Origin of the sequence: Fibrobacter sp. UWB4 (assembly GCF_002210345.1) — a bacterium.
Lineage (GTDB): Bacteria > Fibrobacterota > Fibrobacteria > Fibrobacterales > Fibrobacteraceae > Fibrobacter.
In genome coordinates this window covers 859,919-880,156 of sequence record NZ_MWQI01000001.1, presented here as the reverse complement: position 1 = coordinate 880,156, position 20,238 = coordinate 859,919, and the positions used below count along the sequence as shown (strand labels likewise).

The 20,238-nt window shown below is 48.0% G+C and carries 23 protein-coding genes; 5 read left to right on the top strand and 18 right to left on the bottom strand.

Features of this window, described 5'->3' with window-relative positions:
• From B7990_RS03760 to B7990_RS03720, 9 genes are all read right to left on the bottom strand, one after another.
• Positions 1 to 918: a hypothetical protein gene (locus B7990_RS03760; protein ID WP_088639680.1), complete on the bottom strand. Its 918-nt coding sequence runs from the start codon at positions 916 to 918 to the stop codon at positions 1 to 3.
• A 9-nt stretch (positions 919 to 927) separates the two neighbouring features.
• Entirely contained in the window at positions 928 to 1,644 is a 717-nt protein-coding gene (locus tag B7990_RS03755) for a right-handed parallel beta-helix repeat-containing protein (protein WP_088639679.1), read from the bottom strand.
• On the bottom strand, positions 1,641 to 2,480 hold the full coding sequence (locus tag B7990_RS03750) for a hypothetical protein (protein ID WP_088639678.1): 840 nt from the start codon (positions 2,478 to 2,480) through the stop codon (positions 1,641 to 1,643). The genes B7990_RS03755 and B7990_RS03750 overlap by 4 nt, the downstream gene beginning before the upstream one ends.
• Before the next feature lie 23 nt (positions 2,481 to 2,503).
• Complete coding sequence (tadA, locus tag B7990_RS03745; protein WP_254917306.1) at positions 2,504 to 3,103, bottom strand: tRNA adenosine(34) deaminase TadA; 600 nt, start codon at positions 3,101 to 3,103, stop codon at positions 2,504 to 2,506.
• Position 3,104: 1 nt separating this feature from the next.
• A complete protein-coding gene (locus tag B7990_RS03740; RefSeq protein WP_088639677.1) occupies positions 3,105 to 3,425 on the bottom strand; it encodes a hypothetical protein in 321 nt (106 codons plus the stop codon).
• A gap of 139 nt (positions 3,426 to 3,564) precedes the next feature.
• Positions 3,565 to 4,554 carry a putative heme d1 biosynthesis radical SAM protein NirJ2 gene (nirJ2, locus tag B7990_RS03735; protein ID WP_088639676.1) on the bottom strand — a complete coding sequence of 330 codons (990 nt, stop codon included), beginning with the start codon at positions 4,552 to 4,554 and terminating at the stop codon, positions 3,565 to 3,567.
• Positions 4,555 to 4,649: 95 nt separating this feature from the next.
• Positions 4,650 to 4,970: a hypothetical protein gene (locus tag B7990_RS03730; protein ID WP_088639675.1), complete on the bottom strand. Its 321-nt coding sequence runs from the start codon at positions 4,968 to 4,970 to the stop codon at positions 4,650 to 4,652.
• Positions 4,971 to 5,110: 140 nt separating this feature from the next.
• A complete protein-coding gene (locus B7990_RS03725) occupies positions 5,111 to 5,461 on the bottom strand; it encodes a hypothetical protein (protein WP_088639674.1) in 351 nt (116 codons plus the stop codon).
• Between the two features lie 221 nt (positions 5,462 to 5,682).
• Entirely contained in the window at positions 5,683 to 6,036 is a 354-nt protein-coding gene (locus B7990_RS03720; RefSeq protein WP_088639673.1) for a hypothetical protein, read from the bottom strand.
• Positions 6,037 to 6,239: 203 nt separating this feature from the next.
• Here B7990_RS03720 and fabF point away from each other — a divergent pair, with 203 nt between their 5' ends.
• From fabF to B7990_RS03705, 4 genes are read left to right on the top strand one after another with little or no spacing between them, the layout of a single operon-like run.
• Positions 6,240 to 7,490 (top strand): beta-ketoacyl-ACP synthase II, encoded by a 1,251-nt coding sequence (gene fabF / locus B7990_RS03715; protein ID WP_088639672.1) that lies wholly within the window; start codon positions 6,240 to 6,242, stop codon positions 7,488 to 7,490.
• 14 nt (positions 7,491 to 7,504) lie between these two features.
• Positions 7,505 to 7,636, top strand: a complete 132-nt coding sequence (locus tag B7990_RS15075; protein WP_254917305.1) for a hypothetical protein — start codon at positions 7,505 to 7,507, stop codon at positions 7,634 to 7,636.
• Positions 7,637 to 7,639: 3 nt separating this feature from the next.
• Positions 7,640 to 8,410, top strand: a complete 771-nt coding sequence (locus tag B7990_RS03710; protein ID WP_088639671.1) for a polysaccharide deacetylase family protein — start codon at positions 7,640 to 7,642, stop codon at positions 8,408 to 8,410.
• A gap of 18 nt (positions 8,411 to 8,428) precedes the next feature.
• A complete protein-coding gene (locus B7990_RS03705; protein ID WP_088639670.1) occupies positions 8,429 to 10,162 on the top strand; it encodes an AMP-binding protein in 1,734 nt (577 codons plus the stop codon).
• A gap of 195 nt (positions 10,163 to 10,357) precedes the next feature.
• Here B7990_RS03705 and B7990_RS03700 read toward each other — a convergent pair whose 3' ends face one another.
• From B7990_RS03700 to cobA, 8 genes are all read right to left on the bottom strand, one after another.
• Positions 10,358 to 10,645 (bottom strand): hypothetical protein, encoded by a 288-nt coding sequence (locus B7990_RS03700; RefSeq protein ID WP_141099207.1) that lies wholly within the window; start codon positions 10,643 to 10,645, stop codon positions 10,358 to 10,360.
• A gap of 99 nt (positions 10,646 to 10,744) precedes the next feature.
• A complete protein-coding gene (gene hemL, locus B7990_RS03695; RefSeq protein WP_088639668.1) occupies positions 10,745 to 12,031 on the bottom strand; it encodes a glutamate-1-semialdehyde 2,1-aminomutase in 1,287 nt (428 codons plus the stop codon).
• Between the two features lie 9 nt (positions 12,032 to 12,040).
• Positions 12,041 to 12,853, bottom strand: a complete 813-nt coding sequence (locus tag B7990_RS03690) for a mechanosensitive ion channel family protein (protein ID WP_088639667.1) — start codon at positions 12,851 to 12,853, stop codon at positions 12,041 to 12,043.
• 74 nt (positions 12,854 to 12,927) lie between these two features.
• Complete coding sequence (hemB, locus tag B7990_RS03685) at positions 12,928 to 13,893, bottom strand: porphobilinogen synthase (protein WP_088639666.1); 966 nt, start codon at positions 13,891 to 13,893, stop codon at positions 12,928 to 12,930.
• Between the two features lie 54 nt (positions 13,894 to 13,947).
• Positions 13,948 to 14,553, bottom strand: a complete 606-nt coding sequence (locus B7990_RS03680; RefSeq protein ID WP_088639665.1) for an Eco29kI family restriction endonuclease — start codon at positions 14,551 to 14,553, stop codon at positions 13,948 to 13,950.
• The gene (locus B7990_RS03675) at positions 14,540 to 15,679 is read right to left on the bottom strand and encodes a DNA cytosine methyltransferase (RefSeq protein WP_088639664.1); all 1,140 of its coding nucleotides are present in this window, start codon (positions 15,677 to 15,679) and stop codon (positions 14,540 to 14,542) included. Before B7990_RS03675 ends, B7990_RS03680 begins: the two co-directional genes overlap by 14 nt.
• A 69-nt stretch (positions 15,680 to 15,748) precedes the next feature.
• Complete coding sequence (locus tag B7990_RS03670) at positions 15,749 to 16,720, bottom strand: NAD(P)-dependent oxidoreductase (protein ID WP_088639663.1); 972 nt, start codon at positions 16,718 to 16,720, stop codon at positions 15,749 to 15,751.
• Positions 16,720 to 18,459 (bottom strand): uroporphyrinogen-III C-methyltransferase, encoded by a 1,740-nt coding sequence (gene cobA / locus B7990_RS03665; RefSeq protein WP_088639662.1) that lies wholly within the window; start codon positions 18,457 to 18,459, stop codon positions 16,720 to 16,722. The genes B7990_RS03670 and cobA overlap by 1 nt, the downstream gene beginning before the upstream one ends.
• A gap of 54 nt (positions 18,460 to 18,513) precedes the next feature.
• Between cobA and B7990_RS03660 the strand changes: the two genes are divergently transcribed.
• Positions 18,514 to 19,071, top strand: a complete 558-nt coding sequence (locus tag B7990_RS03660; RefSeq protein ID WP_088639661.1) for a CMP deaminase — start codon at positions 18,514 to 18,516, stop codon at positions 19,069 to 19,071.
• A 148-nt stretch (positions 19,072 to 19,219) separates the two neighbouring features.
• Here B7990_RS03660 and hemC read toward each other — a convergent pair whose 3' ends face one another.
• Positions 19,220 to 20,236 carry a hydroxymethylbilane synthase gene (gene hemC, locus B7990_RS03655; RefSeq protein WP_088639660.1) on the bottom strand — a complete coding sequence of 339 codons (1,017 nt, stop codon included), beginning with the start codon at positions 20,234 to 20,236 and terminating at the stop codon, positions 19,220 to 19,222.
• Positions 20,237 to 20,238: the final 2 nt, after the last annotated feature.

The window sequence follows — 20,238 nt, the reverse complement described above, 5'->3', positions numbered from 1 at the left end:
CTACACATTCTGCGCTTGATAAGGAGCGACTGTTTCAAACAAGTTCAACTGACCGCGAGAGAACCCGCGAAGGAAAAGGGACCACTTGCTCTGGTACCACTCGATAACCTGAGTCGTAAGCCCCTGGGCGTAATCACAAAAATCATCCGTAAACGCAAGGAAGCAGTTTTCGTATGCGTAATGCGGGTTCCAGTAACGACCCACATTGCGGGCGCAGGACATCGCGGACGAATAGTAACGCACCGGGCCTTTAGAGGCAAAAGCCGCCGCAAAGCGCTTTTTCGCAAGCGAGTTCAAGGACGTACGTAGCGAGACCACCATGGCGTTTTCTTTTTCGCGAAGCGAGGCTTCGAGGCAAGGCAATAGCTTCGATACGGGGTCCACTGCACTTTCAGAAAGCCAGTACTTGCAGAGCTTCTCTTGTAACTGCATCACGCGGCCGTGCATACGCACAAACAAAGGTTCTGCATCGCTCACGAGCAAGTGAATTGTCGCCGAATAAAAGTTGTTGATGTCCTGCTTGTTGTTCTTGACCGTTAAGGCCCAGCCCTTTTCTTCGTCGTGGACCAAGAAATCGCCACCTTCGAGCAAGAGTCGCAAGACTTCATCGGTCGAAAAGCGCTGGATCCACTTCGCGCGGAACTCGCTGTAAAGCTTTTCGCAATCCTTGAAAATCTGCGGGAATCCCGATTCGCAAAGTTTCCAGGCAGACTCGCTGTATGAGATGAGTTCGGAACTGCCGACATTTGCAGCCGGATTGTTAAGCATGGCATCGAGATGTTCAAAGAGCGCAATCGACCACGTGACCATCATGGACTGAGAAAGCGTCGCGACAATAGCCGAGCGATTCGGACGCACAGCCAAGCGAACGCTTGCCCCAGTCATCTTACGTATGGCTCTACGGAAAGCTTCTTCCACGACAACCTCTTAGAAACGCGCTTCGATGTTGTGCCACACGTTGCGGCGGACGCGCTTTTTACTCGTCTTCAAATCAGCGGCTTCACTGCGGATATCGGATTCCTGGTTGTTGCGGATCAAATCCGAATCACCATCGAGCTTGCCTTCGGTTTCGAGATAAAGTCCGTAGACATTTTCGGAGATGCTTGTGCCGTTCGAAACAACACGACCAGCCCTCACAGACAAGGCGTAACGGTTATGAGCAAACGTGCAACGCGTAAGCGTTACATTGGGGCTTTCATCCACCCAGAGGCCATAATAGTTATTGAAGAAATTGACGTTTTCGAGAGTTCCGCTAGAACGGAAAATCGTATTGCGAAACGCATTCTCGACGGTCAGGTTCTTGATTTCAAACGGCACCACGCTAGACATGATGTGGAAACCATTCCAGTTCGCCACAGAATCAGCGCCACTAAAAATAACGGGTTTATCGTTCGTACCTGCAATTTTTACCGACCCCTGGATCATGAGTTTTGCAAACTCGCCCATCAAGACAGTCACGCCCGGTTCAATAACAAGTGTATCTGTAGCACCAACAACCACGCCCTGTTCGAGCACATAAGGGCTGTCTTTTTCTTGCAAAAAGACCTTGTTGTTTTCGGCAACAGGGAACGGCATGCCAGAAGCAACAGCCGCACAGGCAATTGTCGCTACAGCAACAAGAGAGGAACGGATTAAATCTTTCATTGAATGTTCCTCAACGTGATTTTCTGATTGACATTCATGCTTGAAAGCGTATCACCGGCAACGAGGTCGCACACATCAATAACAGCCACGAGATTCATTTCGGCAGATGAGATGATTCCATGAGTGACATCAAAGAGAACCATGCCATCGCCCACGACATAGTCACTGCTCTTCAGCTGCAAATTCGAAGTCGTATCCGGGAGTTCAAGGTATTTCACGCCCATGTGGATTTTAGCCATACGCACGCCATCCTGGAGGTAAACGTCTTGCAGCGTGAACGTTTTATAAACAGTCGTGGAGCTATTGCCCTTGCCGAAAATCGGCATCTGGCGTTCCCAGGATTCACCAAGCTTCACCGGCTTTTCAGGGAGAAGAGGCTGAGCCTTGAGGAAAAGCGGAATGAGGTTCAGGTCATCTTCGGACGGCATATCAAGCGCGTTTTCGATGGTCGGGTCCGTGATAATGCCATCATGATCAAGCTTGAACTGGAAATTCTGAATAGATAAATACTTTTCGATATTGCGGAATTCATCGACAGAGCGCTTGTCGCTTGTGTAATCGACGGAATCGATTTTCATTTCGAAGCGGCCTGAGCCATCGTCATACGACATGAGGAGACTCATCGTGCTGCGGACATTCACGTGTGTTCGCATGGATTCAGGTTCGTTGACGGAATCGCCAGGAATGCTTGCGTTCAACGTCGATTCGAGAACGAACGTCTGCGGGGAAACGGTTTGCGTGTTAAAAGAAAGATGAATCTCGTTCCGTTCGCAGGAACAAAGGCAAAAAAGCGCAACAGAGAGCGCAGAAATAGCGCTAAACTTGGTAAAATTCATGCCTTAAATTTAAGTAAAAAATATTACGGAGTAGGAGGTTTTGCGCCAGTATCGCCTTTTTCGAGGCGCATCTGCTGGAAAAAGCCTTTCAAAAGTCCGAGGCATTCATCGGCGAGAACGCCGCCCGTGACTTCAACCGCGCGCTTGAGGGCATTGCCGGTAATGACATCAATCGTCGTGCCACAACCGCCAAAACGGGAATCCGGAGAACCGTAAACAATGCGGGAAACTCGGCTATTGAGTATAGCGCCTGCGCACATGGGGCATGGTTCGAGCGTAACGTAAAGCGTACAGCCGTCCAAGCGCCAGTTATCGAGCGTACTTGCGGCAGTTCCAATCGCGATGATTTCGGCATGGGCGGTTGCATCCTTGAGCTGTTCGACCTGGTTGTAGCCCTTCCCTATCACGACTCCGTCTTTCACGATAACGCAACCGATCGGAATTTCCTTCATGTCAAAAGCAATCTGCGCCTGACGAAGCGCCATGCGCATAAAGCGAACATCATCTTGAGAAAAAGACGAACGTGATTTGTCATCCTGAGCGAAATCACGAAGTGATGAAGTCGAAGGATCCAGTGAAATTTCAGAAGATCGATTTGCGCTGTTATCGGTTATGTTGTTCATACTAAGATTTGTTGTCTTTGTTCTTTATCTGCTCTTGTTTAGGATTATCGACGGAAAAGAATTGTGGAAAAAGAAAGATGTACCAAAATAGTATAGATAAAAAAATTCTCATACCTGTATATTCAAAATCCCACGGAAACTTTCTAAAAAAAATGCACATTTCTCCAAAAAATACGGCTAAAAGGACAAAACGAGCATTCCATTTTATGGATGGATGATTTGTGAAACGCCCTCTATCCGTCAAGAAAAAAATTACAAAACTATTGATAAGAAAGATAATCCAAGCAATTGTATCTTTGGTATAATTCAAAAAATCTATCATCGTTAACTCCTAAGAAAAACAGTTCTGGATGACACAGTAATAAAGAATGCGACTGGATCCTTCCTCCCTACGGTCGTCAGGATGACGCATTCGCGATGCTTGACTTACGCATTTGTCCTACCGTCTACTTCCTACTAAACTACAGCCCTCTCCCGTACGCGCAATACGAATCTTCTTGCATGAAGTCACCGTCATGGTAGTAAGCGGCTCGGGCGCGGCAACCGCCACAGCGGTCATTGAACTTGCACTTGGAACAAGCGCCCTTGTAAGCCTTTGTACGCAATTGTTTGAAGATTTCGGCATTGGCCCAAATTTCATCGAACGGCGTATCGTGAACATCGCCCGCTTCTTCCATCATGTAGGCGCAGGGGCGCACCTTGCCAATCGGGCTTACAATGCAGTAGTCAAGACCCGCGAGGCAACCGCGGCTGTAACGCGTCTTGATGTCGAGCTGGTCTGCAATGCGAAGGAACTGCGGAGCGCAAGTCGGCTTCACCGGGATACCGAGTGTGCGGCTCTTTTCCATAATCTTGCGGAGAAGTCCTTCGTATTCGGCAACGCGAAGCGCATGACCTTCGATTTCCTTACCACGACCCACCGGAATGAGGAAGAAGATCTGGTGGTTCACGGCACCGATTTCCTTGACCCAGTCCATGATGTCAAAAATTTCGTTCTGATTCCAGTCCATGATGGTCGTGTGAATCTGGAACGGGAGGCCAGCCGCCTTGCAATTTTCGATACCCATCAACGTGAGTTCAAAGGCGTTCGGAAGGCCGCGGAAATCGTTATGGCGCTTGGGGTCAATGCTATCAACGCTGATGCCCATTGCCATGGCCCCCGCTTCCTTGAGCTTGAAAGCCAAATCATGCGTGATGAGCGTTCCATTCGTGCCAAACACCGGGCGGAGTCCACGTTCGCGGGCATGAGCCACAAGTTCAACGATGTCCGGGCGAGTCATCGGCTCGCCACCGCTGAAAATCATGATTTTGAATCCGGCCTTCGCAATCTCGTCGATGAGCTTGAGCGCTTCTGATGTCGTGAGTTCGGCAGACTTGTTTTCGCCTGCGTCCTGATAGCAGTGTTTACACGTCAAGTTACACTTATTCGTTGTCATCCAAGAGACGATCATGCCATAGACCTCATTCAAATTGTTTTTTACGCCAGCAAATATAGAAAATGCCCGGTTTTACAACCGGGCACATCAAAGAACGATCATCGTCAATTTTAGTTATAATTATCGCAAGATGTGACTGCAGAGAAGTCATCGTACAAGTAGTACGTACCATACTTGCCATTACAGGTCTTTTTAGCACCACCAGGACATGCAGAAGCCGAAGTGATTGCAGAACCAGTCACCAGCTTTGATCTCTGTTCAGAGCAGAACCTGGTGATTGCATCTGCATCAGTAGATTCAACACACTGATGAGTATCGATTATGAACGTACTCTTGACGTCGCAAGATGTGAGATCATCAGCCGCAGAAAGTTTGCAGCCTGTGAATAACGATGCCGTCGCAATGGCAGCACCAAGAATCATTTTTTTCATATGTACTCCTTTTTTTTGATTTGAATTTGCGCATAAATTACAAAAACAGAGTACAACAGAACAGAAAAATGTACAACTAAAAAAAAATTACCCGGCTCAATAAAAGCCGGGTAAAATGTTATCAAAGCTATAACAACAAATTAGTCGTAAAAACCTTCTCTGATAGCATCGCAAGACTTCAGTGCAGTAACCTGATCATAAATATAGACTGTGACTGCCGTGCCATCGACGCGGAAATCGCAAGTCTTAACAGCGCTACCAGAGCAGCCAGAACCAACAGTAGCAGAACCATAGCCAGAATAATCTTCACGGGTATCTGCACATTCGCTCCTGATAAATTCATCATTTGTGGATTCAATGCAGTTATGAACGGAAATGCCAAAAGCGGTAGCCTTTGCATCGCAGGACGTGACATCATCAACAGCCTTGAGTTCGCAACCTGCAAAAATAGCAGCAGAAGCAATCACAGCAGCGAGAACAACTTTTTTCATATTAATTCCTTTTTTGGTGTATAACATTTGTGCAAAAATTACAAATTATTTATAAAAAAACAATAAACTCACGACAATCATTTATAAAAATTTACATTACACGTCTAAAATTCTCAAAAAAAAGCCAATTTGCCATATTGCATGTTCATTCTTTTTACAATAATCTTCAAAAAAAATACTTTAAAACCAAATGAACCGAAAAGCCTACAAATCAACTAGGTTCACTTATGAGCATAATCTTCATAATCTTTGCAATCAACATTCTTAAACGCAGATCCATACATATATAAAGTCAATTCTACACCATTTTGGACCGAGTTACAGATTTTCGTAGCCTGCCCCGAGCAACCAGAACTAACAACAGCAGAAGATACAGAAGACGAGCCCAAAAATCCAGTATATTCGCTTGTACAAGCCGCCCTAATATAAGCATCATCCTCAGATTCCACACACGCGTGCACGTCATACCCTAGAACATAACCCTTCAGATCACAGGATGTAACTTCCTTGACGTCTTCACAACCTGTAAAAAGTGCAGCTGCTGCAATTACAGTACCAAGAACGACTTTTTTCATGATTTCTCCTTCGAGAGGTTAATTTTTATCATAAAATAACAAAATAATTTTCAAAAAAAGCCTTATTTTCACGTCATTTTTGCAATATAACCCATTATAATACTATATAATTAACGTTACCATTCTAAAAATACTATCTTAGAAAAGAATGATTCGAAAATGGAGATTCCCGCTCTAAGGCGGGAATGACACTGTAGATTTTTATGAATAGAAGAAGAATTGTAATTACTGGTATGGGTGCGGTGACCCCCGTAGGTAAATCCGCCCCCGAACTTTGGAACGCCATCAAGGCTGGCAAGTGCGGCATCGGTCCGATCACATTGTTCGATGCTACAAACTGCCCGGTGAAAATTGCGGCAGAAGTCAAGGATTTTAAGCCCGAAGAACACGGCATCGACCCGAAGGAAGCCCGCCGCATGGCCCGCTTCACGCAGTTTCTCGTCGCCGCCGCTAACGAAGCGGTCAAGGACGCAAGCCTCAGCCGAGAAAAGCTCGCCGAGGACACCACAGGCATTGTCGCCGGTAACGGCCTTGCCGGCATGGACGTTGTCGAAGAAACTTATTTCAAGTACATCGAAGGTGGCCGCCGCCGAGTCTCGCCGCTTGCGATGCCCGAACTGATTGCAAACGAAGCCTGCGCAAACGTCTCCATCGCACTTGGAATCACAGGCTCCGCCTGGACGGTCTGCACCGCCTGTGCCTCCGGCACGGACGCCATCGGCGTTGCCCTTGACGCCGTCCGCTCGGGCAGACTTGACGTCTGCCTCGCCGGCGGTTCCGAAAGCGCCATCACGGACTACTCCATCAAGAGCTTTGCGGGCATGCATGCCCTCACCGACAAGTTCAACGATACCCCCGAAAAGGCATCTCGCCCGTTCGACAAGGACCGCAGCGGTTTTGTCATGGGTGAAGCAGGAGCCATTCTCGTGCTCGAAGAACTCGAACACGCCAAGGCCCGCGGCGCAAAGATTTACGCCGAGGTCGCCGGTTACGGTTCTTCTGCCGACGCTTACCACATCACAAGCCCGCGCCCGGGTGGAGAAACCTGCGCGAAGGCTATGGTCAAGGCATTGAAAGATGCGGGCATAGCCCCAACGGATGTGGACTACTACAATGCCCACGGTACCTCGACGCACTTGAACGACCTCACCGAAACGCAGATGCTGAAAATTGCGCTCGGCGAACACGCCTACAAGATCAAGGTCTCCAGCACCAAGAGCATGACCGGCCACTGCGTCGGTGCAGCAGGCGTTATCGAAGCGATGATCAGCACACTCGCCATCCGCGATTCGTTCTATCCCGCCACCATCAACCTCGACAACCCGGACGCCGAATGCGACCTCGACTACGTGCCGCACAAGGGCGTCGAAGGGAACATCGATGTTGCAGTGTCCGCCTCGCTTGGCTTTGGCGGTCACAACGGCATTGTCGTCATCAAGAAGTTTAAAGATTAAACAAAGGAGCCGCTATGTCTGATTGGCTTTTCAAATCCTGGATTAAAGCAACCATTTGCAGCGCAATACTGTTCTTTTTCTACCACCTCTTCATTTCGCAGAAGTTGGAAGAAGAAGTTTCTACCAAATCTAAGGATCAAGAGTAGCTTATGGAACAGAATAAAGATATCGCCGACATCCAAGCGGCCGAAGCGACCTTCCAGAAGAAGAAGAAGTTCATTCTTTGCTACCATAGCTTTAGCGTGAACAACTTCAAGAAGGCATCCGTCCAGATTAGAAAGCTTGCAGAAGCGGCAGGCTCCCCTATCAGCATTGCGGTCATCCCCGCATTTGGTGCTGCCCCGGAATCCGAAGCCGAACAGTTCCGCGAAGAACTCGACAAGTTCGTCAAGGAAGGTTACGAGATCATGCTCCACGGTGCACGTCACCGCGCAGATCTTTCGCTGAATCGTAGCATAGCAGGCAAGCTCGCGCTCCTCGTTTCGAACAACGAAGCGGAATTTGCAGGCATCGACGAGCGCTTCACGCAAGCACTCCTCAAGCGCAGTCTCGCACTGTGGAAGGCTCACGGCAGCGGCAAGCCCTCCGGCTTTATCCCGCCGGTCTGGTTTGGCAACAAGTACCTCAAGGAACAGGCTCTTGAAATTTTCGACTACTACGAAGATTTCCACGGCATTTACCAGAAAGTCAAAGGCAACATCAAGAAGACGAACTCTGCAACGCTTAGCTTCTCGATTTTGCCAACTCCGCTCCTCGGTATTGCACAGACCTACGCCTGCCTCCGTATGCTCCTGCCGGGTGGAGTCCATCGTCTGGTGTTCCACGATAAAGACTTCAGGACAATTGGCGAAAAACGCATTTTGAACATGGTGCGCTACATTTCGACCTTGCGCGAAAAAATCATGTACAAGGACTTGTAATTTCAGGACTTCGCACAGATGATTTTAAATAAGTTTCTATCTAAAATTGATTACAAGTCTTATGAAGACTTGTATAAAAATTTCAAGATAACGATTCCAAACGATTTTAACTTCGCTTATGACGTTGTTGACGAATATGCCAAGACGGAGCCTAAGCGCGAAGCCCTCGTGTGGTGCGACGACAACGACGAAGACCACATTTTCACATTCAAGGACTTGTCACTTGCCTCCCAGCGCACGGCAAATTTCCTCGTAGAACAAGGAATCAAAAAAGGCGACCGCGTGATGCTCATTTTGCGCCGCCGCTATGAATTCTGGTTTTTCTTGCTGGCGCTGCACCGCATTGGCGCGATTGCCATCCCGGCAACTAACATGCTCGCCGCCGAAGATTTGGAATACCGATTCAACGCCGCCGAAATCAAGATGGTCGTGACGTATGACGATCCCGCCTTGCAAAAGGAAGTGGACAAAGCAAAGTCCAAGTGCGAATCGGTCGAAAAGCTCGTGACTGTCGGCCAGACCGCTCGCCAGAACTGGATCAGCTTCTACGATGACTATGAACTTTTCCCATCGACGTTTGAACGCCCCGTTGGCGATGCCGCAACGCATAACGACGACATCATGATCGTCTATTTCACGAGTGGCACAAGTTCAAACCCGAAGATGGTGGCACACACTTATACGTATCCGCTCGGACACATTGTGACCGCCAAGTACTGGCAGCATGTTGTGGACGGAGGCCGCCATTTGACCGTCGCCGAAACAGGCTGGGCCAAGGCTCTCTGGGGCAAGATTTACGGGCAATGGATTGCAGGAAGTGCTGTATTCACTTACGACATGACCACGTTCATCCCGGGCAAGCTCCTCGAGAAAATGGCGGAATACAAGGTGACGACATTCTGCGCACCGCCGACCGTGTACCGCTACATTTTGCAGCATGGCCTCAGCAAGTACGACCTTTCAAGTTTGCAGTACTGCACGACCGCTGGCGAAGCTTTGAACTTGGACATTTACAACAGGTTCTTCGAGCAGACGGGCATCCGCATGCAGGAAGGCTACGGACAGACCGAACTCACGCTCACGACGGGCAACTTTGGCTTTAGCGAACCGCACCCGGGTTCTATCGGCAAGCCCTCTCCGGGTTACCAGATGGAAATCATCAATGCCGAAGGTAAACCTTGCGCTGCCGATGAAGTCGGTGAACTGATCATCAAGATTGACCAAGGCAAGCCCTTTGGCATGTTCGGCGGTTACTATCGCGATTCAGAACGCACCGAAAAAGTCTTTGAAGGCGGCGTATACCACACTGGCGATACGGCTTACCGCGACAAAGACGGATTCTTCTGGTTTGTGGGCCGTACCGATGACTTGATCAAGAGTTCCGGCTACCGCATCAGCCCATTTGAAGTGGAAGAAGTGCTGCACAAGCACCCAGCCGTATTGGAAGTCGCTGTCACGGGCGTCGAAGACAAGTCTCGCGGGCAGGCGGTCAAGGCAACGGTCGTTTTGCAGAAGGGCTATGAAGCATCCAAGGAACTTGCGAAGGAAATCCAGCTCTTTGCAAAGAACATTGCCGCAAGCTACAAGAGTCCGCGCATCATTGACTTTGTGACGGAACTGCCGAAGACGATCAGCGGAAAGATTCGCCGCGCAACAATCCGCGACAAGGATACGGCTGAGAATGTGACGGCGCCGGACGAAGCGAATGCGGAAAACGCAGCAAGCGAAACAGTTGCAAACAACGAGAAGTAACTGGATGGGGCAAAGCCCCTACTCCTCGGCTCGGTTATAAAAATGAGTTCACTCATTTTTGCAACACTCGCCTTCTGAGTAGTCTTCGGCTTCGCCTCAGGATGACATGAAATAACGAAAAACGTCCCGTCGCAGACAGACGGGCGGGCGACATTAAAAAATCCGGCTTCTAAAGAAGTCGGATTTTTTTAAACTTTACTTGTTATCAGCGCAGTATTTATTTGCCATATCAAGCAGCTGTTCCTTACCTACCTTTACATCAAATTCCTTTGGTTCAAGGGAGCTTAGGACACCGCCATAAGTCATGGAATAACCGTTTTCAGTCTGCGTGAATGTAACGGAGCCACCTTTCGTTGTGGCTGTAGCCGAGTTATCGGTACTAGAAACCGTACAATCGCTGGCATCAGTAACAACCGACGAGGCTTTAGAAGCGGCAGCGCAAGCAGAGAGAACGACCGCACTTCCAATAGCTGCAAGAATCATGATTTTTTTCATTTTTATTCTCCATCTTGTTGATTATGATACCCATAATATATAACATAATTCAATCAAAATAAATAATAAAAATTTAACATTCCAGAACTACAGCGCTTTAAACACTTTTCGAGCGGCTTCAATGGTGCGGTCGATTTCGTCTTCGGTGTGAGCGGCGCTCACGAAGATGGCTTCAAACTGGCTCGGCGCAAAGTAGAATCCTTCATCGAGCATTCCAAGGAAGTAACGGCGGAAGAGTTCCAAGTCGGACTTTTGCACGTCGGCAAAGCATGTGACCGGCCCTTCGGTAAAGAAGATACAGCCCATGGAACCGACCTGGTTTGTCGCAAGCGGAATGCCCGCTTCGGTTGCAGCGGTCTTAAGCCCTGCAATCAAGCGTTTTGTCATGGATTCGGCATGCACGTAATGTTCAGGATGCGTTGAAAGTTCACGCATCGTTGCAAGACCTGCCGCCATCGCGACCGGATTGCCCGAAAGTGTGCCCGCCTGGTAAATTCCACCAAGCGGCGCAATTTGCTGCATCACGTCCAAGCGGCCGCCATATGCGCCCACCGGCATGCCACCGCCGATAATCTTACCGAACGTGGTGAGATCCGGCTTAATGCCATAGAGACCTTGTGCACAATGGATGCCGACACGGAAACCGGTCATGACTTCATCGACAATGAGCAAAGCGCCATGCTTTTTAGTTTCTTCAGAAAGCGTCTGCAAGAACTCCGGCTTCGCAGGGACAACGCCCATGTTGCCAGCCACCGGTTCTACAATCACACCTGCGATTTCGTCACCAATCTTGTCGAAAAGTTCCTTAACGCCCGCCACATCGTTGTACTGGAGCGTGAGCGTGTACTTTGCCAAGTCCGCAGGCACACCCTTGCTGCTCGGCTTGCCCGTCGTGAGCATTCCCGAGCCCGCCTTGATGAGCAAGCTATCGCTATGGCCGTGATAGCAACCTTCGAACTTCACAATCTTATCGCGACCCGTAAAACCGCGAGCCGCACGAATTGCACTCATCGTCGCTTCGGTTCCACTGTTCACCATGCGAATCATCTCGACGCTCGGCACAAGGCTCATCACGAGCTTCGCGAGTTCCGATTCCAAGCCACACGGAGCGCCAAAGCTGAGTCCATTCTGAGCCGTGTCGGCAACCGCCTTAATTACAGCATCGTGCGCATGGCCCAGGAGCATCGGGCCCCAGCTGCCCACGTAATCAATGTAGTCGTTGCCATCCACATCGTAAATGTGGCTGCCCTTGGCTCGCTTGATAAACGGAGGCGTCGCCCCCACATTGCTAAACGCACGTACAGGACTGTTCACGCCACCCGGCATGAGCGTTTTTGCTTCTGCAAACAACTTTTCGCTTAAAGAGTGATTCATATAAATTATCTATCCTTCCTTAACGATATGTACCACGCGCTGCGGGAACGGGATGGAAATACCGACTTCGTCAAATCGTTCCTTGACTTGCTTCATGTACTTGCAACGCATATCCCAATACTTAGATGTATTAACCCAAATTCTCAAATTGACCGCCACCGAGCTATCCTCAAGCGCAGAGACAAAGAATGCTGGAGCCGGATTTTTTAAAACATCGGGATCATTATCGACAAGCAGCTTCATTTCGTTCATCGCCTTTTCCGCAGAATCAGCGTAATCAATGCCAAAAGACAAATCCAAACGGCGAGTCGGATTACGGCTGTAGTTTATAATCGGCGAACCCCACAAAGTGCTATTCGGAGCAGAAACGTAAAGACCATCCAGCGAAATAAGCGTCGTGTTGAAAAGGCCCACGCCCACAATTTTTCCCTTCAAGGAACCACATTCAATATAGTCCGAAGCACGGAACGGATGGAGGAATAGCAAGAGGATTCCCGAAGCTATGTTGCCAAGCGTATCTTTCAAAGCAAGGCCGATAGCAAGAGATGCCGCACCGATCACCGTCACGATTCCAGCAGTGTTCACACCGAGGATGTGCAGAATCATGAGCAAGCCGACAATATAAATCGCATAAGAGAATAGCGAATAAAGTAGCGGCTTTACCGACTCGTCAGCGCCCTTCTTAATGGCAAAACTAAGAATAAACTTGATAATCGCCAAAACAATGACGATAGCAACAAGCACGATCGCAATTTCAATGATGTCCTGAGCAAGAGCATTTGAAACGCCAAGATTTTTCAAGAACAAATCAAATTCTTTCATTACTGCATCCCTTTTTAATTGTCATGCCCGCCGGAGCCTGTGCTGAGCGCAGCCGAAGTAAGCGAGCATCTCCCTTACAGAATTTTATTTTCCAAGATTTCTTTAGCGTGGTACGTGATGATGATATCGGCACCGGCTCGCTTGAACGCAATCATGTTTTCACGGATAATCGATTTTTCATCAATCCAGCCCATTTTTGCAGCGGCCTTGACCATCGAATATTCACCACTTACGTTATACACAGCAACTGGCACATTACTGATTTCAGCCGTCTGGCGAAGCACATCGAGGAATGCGAGGCCAGGCTTTACCATCACGATATCTGCACCTTCTTCAAGATCGAGTTCTACTTCATGGAGCGCTTCGCGACCATTGCGCACATCCATCTGGTAACTCTTGCGGTTGCCAAAATGCGGAGCGGAATCAGCCGCATCGCGGAACGGGCCGTAATAAGCGCTTGCGAACTTTGCACTGTAACCCATAATCGGCGTATTCGTAAAGCCAGCATTGTCAAGAGCTTCGCGGAGAGCCGTGATGTGACCGTCCATCATGTCACTCGGAGCCACCATGTCTGCACCGGCTGCCACCTGAGAGACCGCAGTCTTTGCCAAAAGTTCAAGCGTCGGATCGTTATCCACATCGCCATCCTTAATGATGCCGCAATGACCATGGCTCATGTATTCGCAAAGGCACACGTCCGTAATCACATACAAATTCGGGAACTTTGCCTTGATAGCGCGCACGGCTCGTTGCACAATGCCATCGTTATCGTATGCCGAAGTCGCCATCTCGTCCTTGTGATTCGGAATACCGAACAGCAAAATAGACTTGATGCCAAGCGCAACACAGCTTTCGAGTTCCTTCAAGATTTCATCAATCGAGAACCGGAACTGGTTCGGCATGGACGGAATTTCTTCTTTGATTCCCGTTCCTTCAACCACGAACATCGGGTAAACGAGGGCATCGGGATTCACAGCAGTTTCTGCAACCATGTTGCGGATAACTTCATTTCTACGTAAACGGCGAGGACGAATAATCATAATTTAGTATCTATGTTATATGTGATAAATTTTAGGATAAAAAGTAAACTACACTTAGAAATTGGCATTAAAAAAATCGTTAACAGACTGTTCAATTTCGGACACTGATTTACCAACGGGCAGCTTTTTTGCCCATTCTCTTCCGGGATGAAGCATATCCCATGGAGAACGCAATTGTTTCCCGCGACCACTACCAGGATCATGATTTCCAAATCCATCAATAACATTATTCCAAAGAGGCTTAGTCTGCTGTATTAAAACAGATTCCCCAAGAGGTATCCAAATATCATCAACAATCAAATACCTACAATAAAAATCTTTTATTTCTAAATTTTCAGAAGCTTCAATAGATTTGCGATGTTCATTTAATCTTTTGAATAAATCTTTTCCCGACAAAGAATCTAAAACTAAATTGCCCTTTCGAGCACCTTGAGGAACAGCCTTTCCAGCATATATAGGCCAAAGATATTCAGATTGATTTTTCTTTGAAAGTTTTTTGTACAAAGGGAAAGATCCTTTATAGTAAATAGCATATACACCAGCACCAACAAATTCTTTCAAATCAGACAACGAGTAAACAGGTTGCGAAAGAATGGCTGAAGATACGCTTTTCCCTAAATTTTCCTTATCTAGCGGATTAAATATTTTAGATTCTTGCATTTTTTAACATCCTTGCAACAGAGTCTATGACAATTTTACCTAACTGAACAGGCACTGCATTACCTATTTGTCGCATGCTTTCTGTCCATGAGCATGGAAATTCATAAGTATCTGGAAAGGTCTGTATTCTAGCAGCTTCACGAACTGTATAGTAACGGACAGACCCGTCATCAAGAATTATCATATTCTCACCACCAGGAACACCATGAGCACCGGCTTTTATCGTTTTAGAAGGTTCATCCAAAGAACTTCCGGTATGCCCCACATATTGCTTAGCACCTGGTTGAATAACATGATTTGGAATTATTTTTCCATTCACCTTGTTATCTAACAAATCTGAAAGGGCATCTCGAACAGTGACCCAAGGTTTCTTTCCATTTTCAAAAGGAATCATTAATGTGCAATCACTTTTTCTCTGAAAAGGCAACGAATGTCTTTTCCAATAATCTCCTGTCACATACTTGGAGTACTCAAGAGATTCTTTAGAATGCGTTGTTTCGGGGAAGCTCCAATTACCCTTAATATCACTTCGAAAACCAACGATAAAAACACGTTCTCGCTTTTGAGGGATACCATAATCCGCAGCATTAACTAATCTAAACACAACATTATACTTCAACCCATTATAAAAAGAACGACTTGTTTGATGTTTCTCTAAAATAGCAAGATGATCTTCCCACGTTTGATTTTCTCGTTTACTTATTTCAGGATAAGTTAATTGCAGAAGTATATAATTAAAATACTTTGAAAAATTTTTTCGCAATAATCCTCGAACATTCTCAAAAACAAAAGCTTTGGGCTTGATTTCTGATAAGGCTCGGGCTGCTTCAGGAAACATATCACGTCTGTCATTATAAGCTTTGGACTTTCCTCCAATTGAAAAGGGTTGGCATGGAGGTCCTCCAGACAATAAATCTATTTTCCCTGAATAATCAGAAAAATTTATAGACTGAATATCACCATTGAATATAGATGAAGATGAACGTAAATTGAGACCAGAAAAATTATGCGCAAGAGTCTTCGCAGAATCTTTATCCCACTCAACAAGAAAAGAATGTCTAAAACCTGATAAAGATGACGCCAAAGCAAGACCACCACCACCAGCAAACAATTCTATTGATTTCATTTCATCCTCTTTTTTTATACCAAAATACAAATTGTTTTTGTCATTTTTCTGTCAAAAAACCAAAAAACATTAAAAAGAACAATTAAAATCTTTTTCAATTTGCTCAAGGTCATCGGCCCATTCGGTCTGGATTTTCTGCTTGAGCTTTTTCGCGAGCGAGGGAGCGCGGCCCTGCGTGGAGACGGTCACGGCAATGTTTTCGCCAAAGTCCATGCGGGCAGGCACAATGAAATCGCCGTCGAGGTAATCGCAAGCGTTATTCACGAGAATGCGACGAGCGCGGGCATCGTTAGAAACTTGCGCATTGACAGCGGGCTGATCGGTACAAATGAATACCATGAAAACGCAACGTAAGTCAAGCGGTTCGTACGGGCGCTGTTTTAGTGTGATAGAAGAGGGTTCTACAGATGCTGAATTCGAGAAACAACTGGATTCTTCACTTCGTTCAGAATGACAACAAAGCGCATTGAATTCGGGGTCGAATTGCGGAGCGACTACTGTGATGTGAGCACCTGTCGGGATTAACGTTTTCACCTTGCGGAGTGCAATGCGGCCACCGCCCACAACGAGAACGTTACGCCCTTCAAGATTCAACTCGATGGAAAAGAGGTTTGAGCTATGGGCTCGCTCTGAGTGGATCCTATCGCCACATTCGTGGCTCCAGGATGACAAAGGGGCACAAGTACACGCGTTCTGAGCGGAGCGGACTCCAGCAACCACCATACTCGAAAATTCTTTCCAATCGCCAAGGCAAGGCAGAAGCGTAATCGGAATTTGCGGGAATTCAGCCTGCAATTTTGCAACAACACGCGGCACATCGTTTTTGGAATGCTGACCGTTCAACAGCAAATACGGCAGAAGCGTCACCGATTCCACATCTTCGCGCAAAAGCGTACGGAGGTCGTTTTCCAAATCCAACAAACTCGTGCTCGCCACGCGCGTACCGGGCAAATCATGATGCAAGCGGTCGAGGATTTCTTCGAATCCTTTGTACGCACCTGGCAAAATGCAATGATGAGCGATAATAAGAATGGCTTTCATTAAGCATTCTCCCCCATCGTGTAATATTCCACAATTTTTTTCACAAGGGAATCCATCGTCGTTTCGTCTGAGGTGATCGTTTCAAAGCCATGCTTTTTCGCGGAAGCTTCAGTCATGCGACCTATGCAGAAAGACGTATGGGGGCAAAGGTCAAAGGAGATCCCCGCCTTCGCGGGGATGACAGATGAGGCCGCAGGGATAACACTGCTAAAATTCTCGACGGCGCTGGAGCTAGCGAAGACGATGGCATCGGCACTGGCGATGGCTTCACGTTTCCAATCCGGGAGTTCAGCGACCGGAAGCGTTTCGTAAACCGTCCAACGAGTTGCTTTCGGCAAGAGTTTGAGCAAAGTATCGTCTGCGAGATTGCCTTGCAAAAGAAGAATACGAGACTCTACTAGATCCTTCGACTCCGAGCTACGCTCTTCGCTCAGGATGACATGCTCGCACTTGTCAACCACGTCACGCAACAACAAGCCAAGACCTTCGCCAGTGTGGTCTTCGGGAACGTAATCACAGCGGATGCCGAATTCAAGCAACTTCTTTTCGGTAATCTTCCCTACGCTCGCAATTTTCTTGCCCGCAAGGACGCGCACATCATAACCCGCAGCGAACAACTGCTTAAAGAAGCTTTCAACACCATTCGTACTTGTGAAAGCGAGAATGTCAAAGTTCGCGAGAGATTTGAAATCGACTGAACCTTGCAAGCCTGGATCCTTCGACTCCGCACCTACGGTGCTCCGCTCAGGATGACACACGGTTTGTGGCTTTCCCAAAGAACGCGTTTCGATCATCGGAGTTTCGATGACTTCGGCACCAAGGGCTGTCAGTCGAGCAGTAATCCCACTAGATTGCTTTGCAGCTCGCGTTACAACCAAACGCTTGCCCGAAAGCGGCAAATTCTTTTTCCACGCAAGAGTTTTACCAAGTTCAACTACTCCACCCATAATCGTAATTGCGGGTGCCGTCACATTTTCACGGACAATGGTCTCCCCCGCTGTTTCAAGCGTAGCCATAACGGTACGCTGGTTCGGGGTCGTCCCTTTTTCGATAAATGCAAGCGGAGTCTTCGGGTCTTTGCCACACTCAATTAAACGACGTGCGATAAAGTCCATATTGGCAATGCCCATCAAAAAGATGAGCGTTCCCTGGCACTTCGCGAGATTTTCAAAGTCTAGCGAGAGATTCTGGCTTGGATCCTTCGACTTCGTGCTACGCACTTCGCTCAGGATGACAGAATCACTTCCTACTTCCGACTTCCTACTGTCTACTTCTTTTTCATGCCCGGTGATGATATGGAAACTTGTTGCAATTCCACGATGGCTCACGGGAATGCCCGCATAGGCAGGCACAGCAATGGCAGAGGTCACGCCCGGCACAACTTCAAATTCGACGCCTGCAGCGACAAGTTCCAAAGCCTCTTCGCCACCACGACCGAACACAAACGGGTCGCCGCCCTTCAAACGCGCAACAGTCGCACCCGGCATTTCAAGTGCAAATTTTACCAAGAGCTTATTGATTTCGGACTGTTTCACCTTGTGGTGCGTCGGCATTTTGCCCACATCCACCATCTTTGCTTTCGGATTACATAACGAGAGTACGCCTGGTGAAACCAAACGATCGTAAACCACAACATCGGCTTTTTCAAGAATCGACTTTCCGCGCACGGTCAAAAGTCCAGGATCGCCCGGGCCCGCGCCAATCAAATAAACTTTGCCAAAATGATTCGAATTTTCCATCGAAACCAAATTTAGAAAAACTTCGCCATTAAAATTTTGCCTATATTTTTTAGCATGAATAGTTCTAGATCAAAGCTCCGCGACGAAGTCTATACGCAGATGATGTGTGCCCAGGCACGCCTTTCCAAAGACCAAAATACCCAAATGGGTGCCGTTCTTGTGAGCGCCGACGGGCGCGTTATCAGCACGGGATACAACGGCGCTCCCGCCGGATTTGACGACGACACCGTTCCGTACACGCGCGAAAAGCAACTTCTCGCTTACGACTTGCTAGACGCCGACTCAGGCGAGCTTTTGAGCCACCATGAATTCGAAGCGAACAAGTATCCGTTCATGGTCCACGCCGAAATCAACGCGCTCCACTATGCCCGCGGTAAGGTTCCTCCGGGTTCCAAGCTTTACGTGATTGGTTTCCCGTGCGAACGCTGCTCTTTGGACATCAGCCTTTCGGGCGTTGCCGAAGTGTTCGTGACCAAGGACGATTACGATCCGAAGTCCACGTTGAACAACAGCCGCGACACGGCTTACTACATGTTCGCACAGGCAGGAATTATCGTGACGCTTTGCGGCAAACGGATCAAGCCTGTTGTGTCAAAGCCTGAAAAGAAGTAACATGTAGATTGCAACGTCTTTTCGCGACTCGCAATAACGAAAAGGTTTGACTATACAAAATTAATCCCGCACATCCTAAATGCGCGGGATATTTTTTTTGCGATACAAGATGGCGATTCCCGAACGGAGTCGGGAATGACAAAGCAAGTTACAATTGTTTTTGAATTGCACAAGCGAGTTCAACGCCCAAATTCTTGGCTTGTTGGACAGAGTCCGCAGAGTTCAAATCAATTGCACCCGAATTTTCTGCACGGAGCAGACGGCTAGACTTTTCGTCCCAGTAGATGCCGCGGATTTTCAAGGTCCGCGCATTCTCTTCGAGTGCGCCACAAGTGCCGCGATCTTCAGCACTATCATCAGAAATAAATTCAGCGAAGCTAGCCACCGGGAATTGGCACCCTGCATTGAGAGCCTTTAAATACGACATCTCAGCAGAGGCAATGCAGAATGTCGCAACATCATTTGCACGAGCGAGAATTTGCACAATGTCCGTACGACGAGAGTTGCGCGTTTCTTGAGCAGTTTCATCATTCAACGTTTCAATCGCAAGGATTCCCTGACCGCTAGCAGGGAGCATTTGTTCCGTGCTAAAATATTCCGTTACTTGGTCAGCAAGGCCCATGCGCTTAAGACCCGCAGCCGCCAACACAACGCCATCAAGTTCTGCAAGCTTTCCAATGCGAGTCTGGATGTTTCCGCGAATCGGCACATATTCCAAATCCGGGCGGAGCGCTTTGAGCTGTACTACACGACGAATACTTCCCGTACCGACGCGAGCGCCAGCCGGCAAATCCATAAAGCGGACCCCAGCAGCACCACCACGTGAAAGGAAAGCATCTCGCGGGTCTTCGCGTTTGAGGACTGCTGCAAGCTTGAACTGCGGCAGCACTTCGGCTGGCATATCCTTCAAGCTGTGAATCGCAATATCCGCACGACCTTCGAGGAGCGCAATTTCGAGTTCCTTGATGAACACACCCTTGCCGCCAAAGCTTGCCAGCGACTTGTCCAAACGGCGGTCGCCTTCGGTTGTCATGGAGACAAGTTCATATGTCAGCGTTTCTGCGTTCGCAGCATTCGCAGCGACAATAGCATCTGCCGCCATCGTGGTTTGCGCCAAAGCTAATGCACTCTTGCGCGTTGCGATACGTAATTTCAAGTCACTCACAG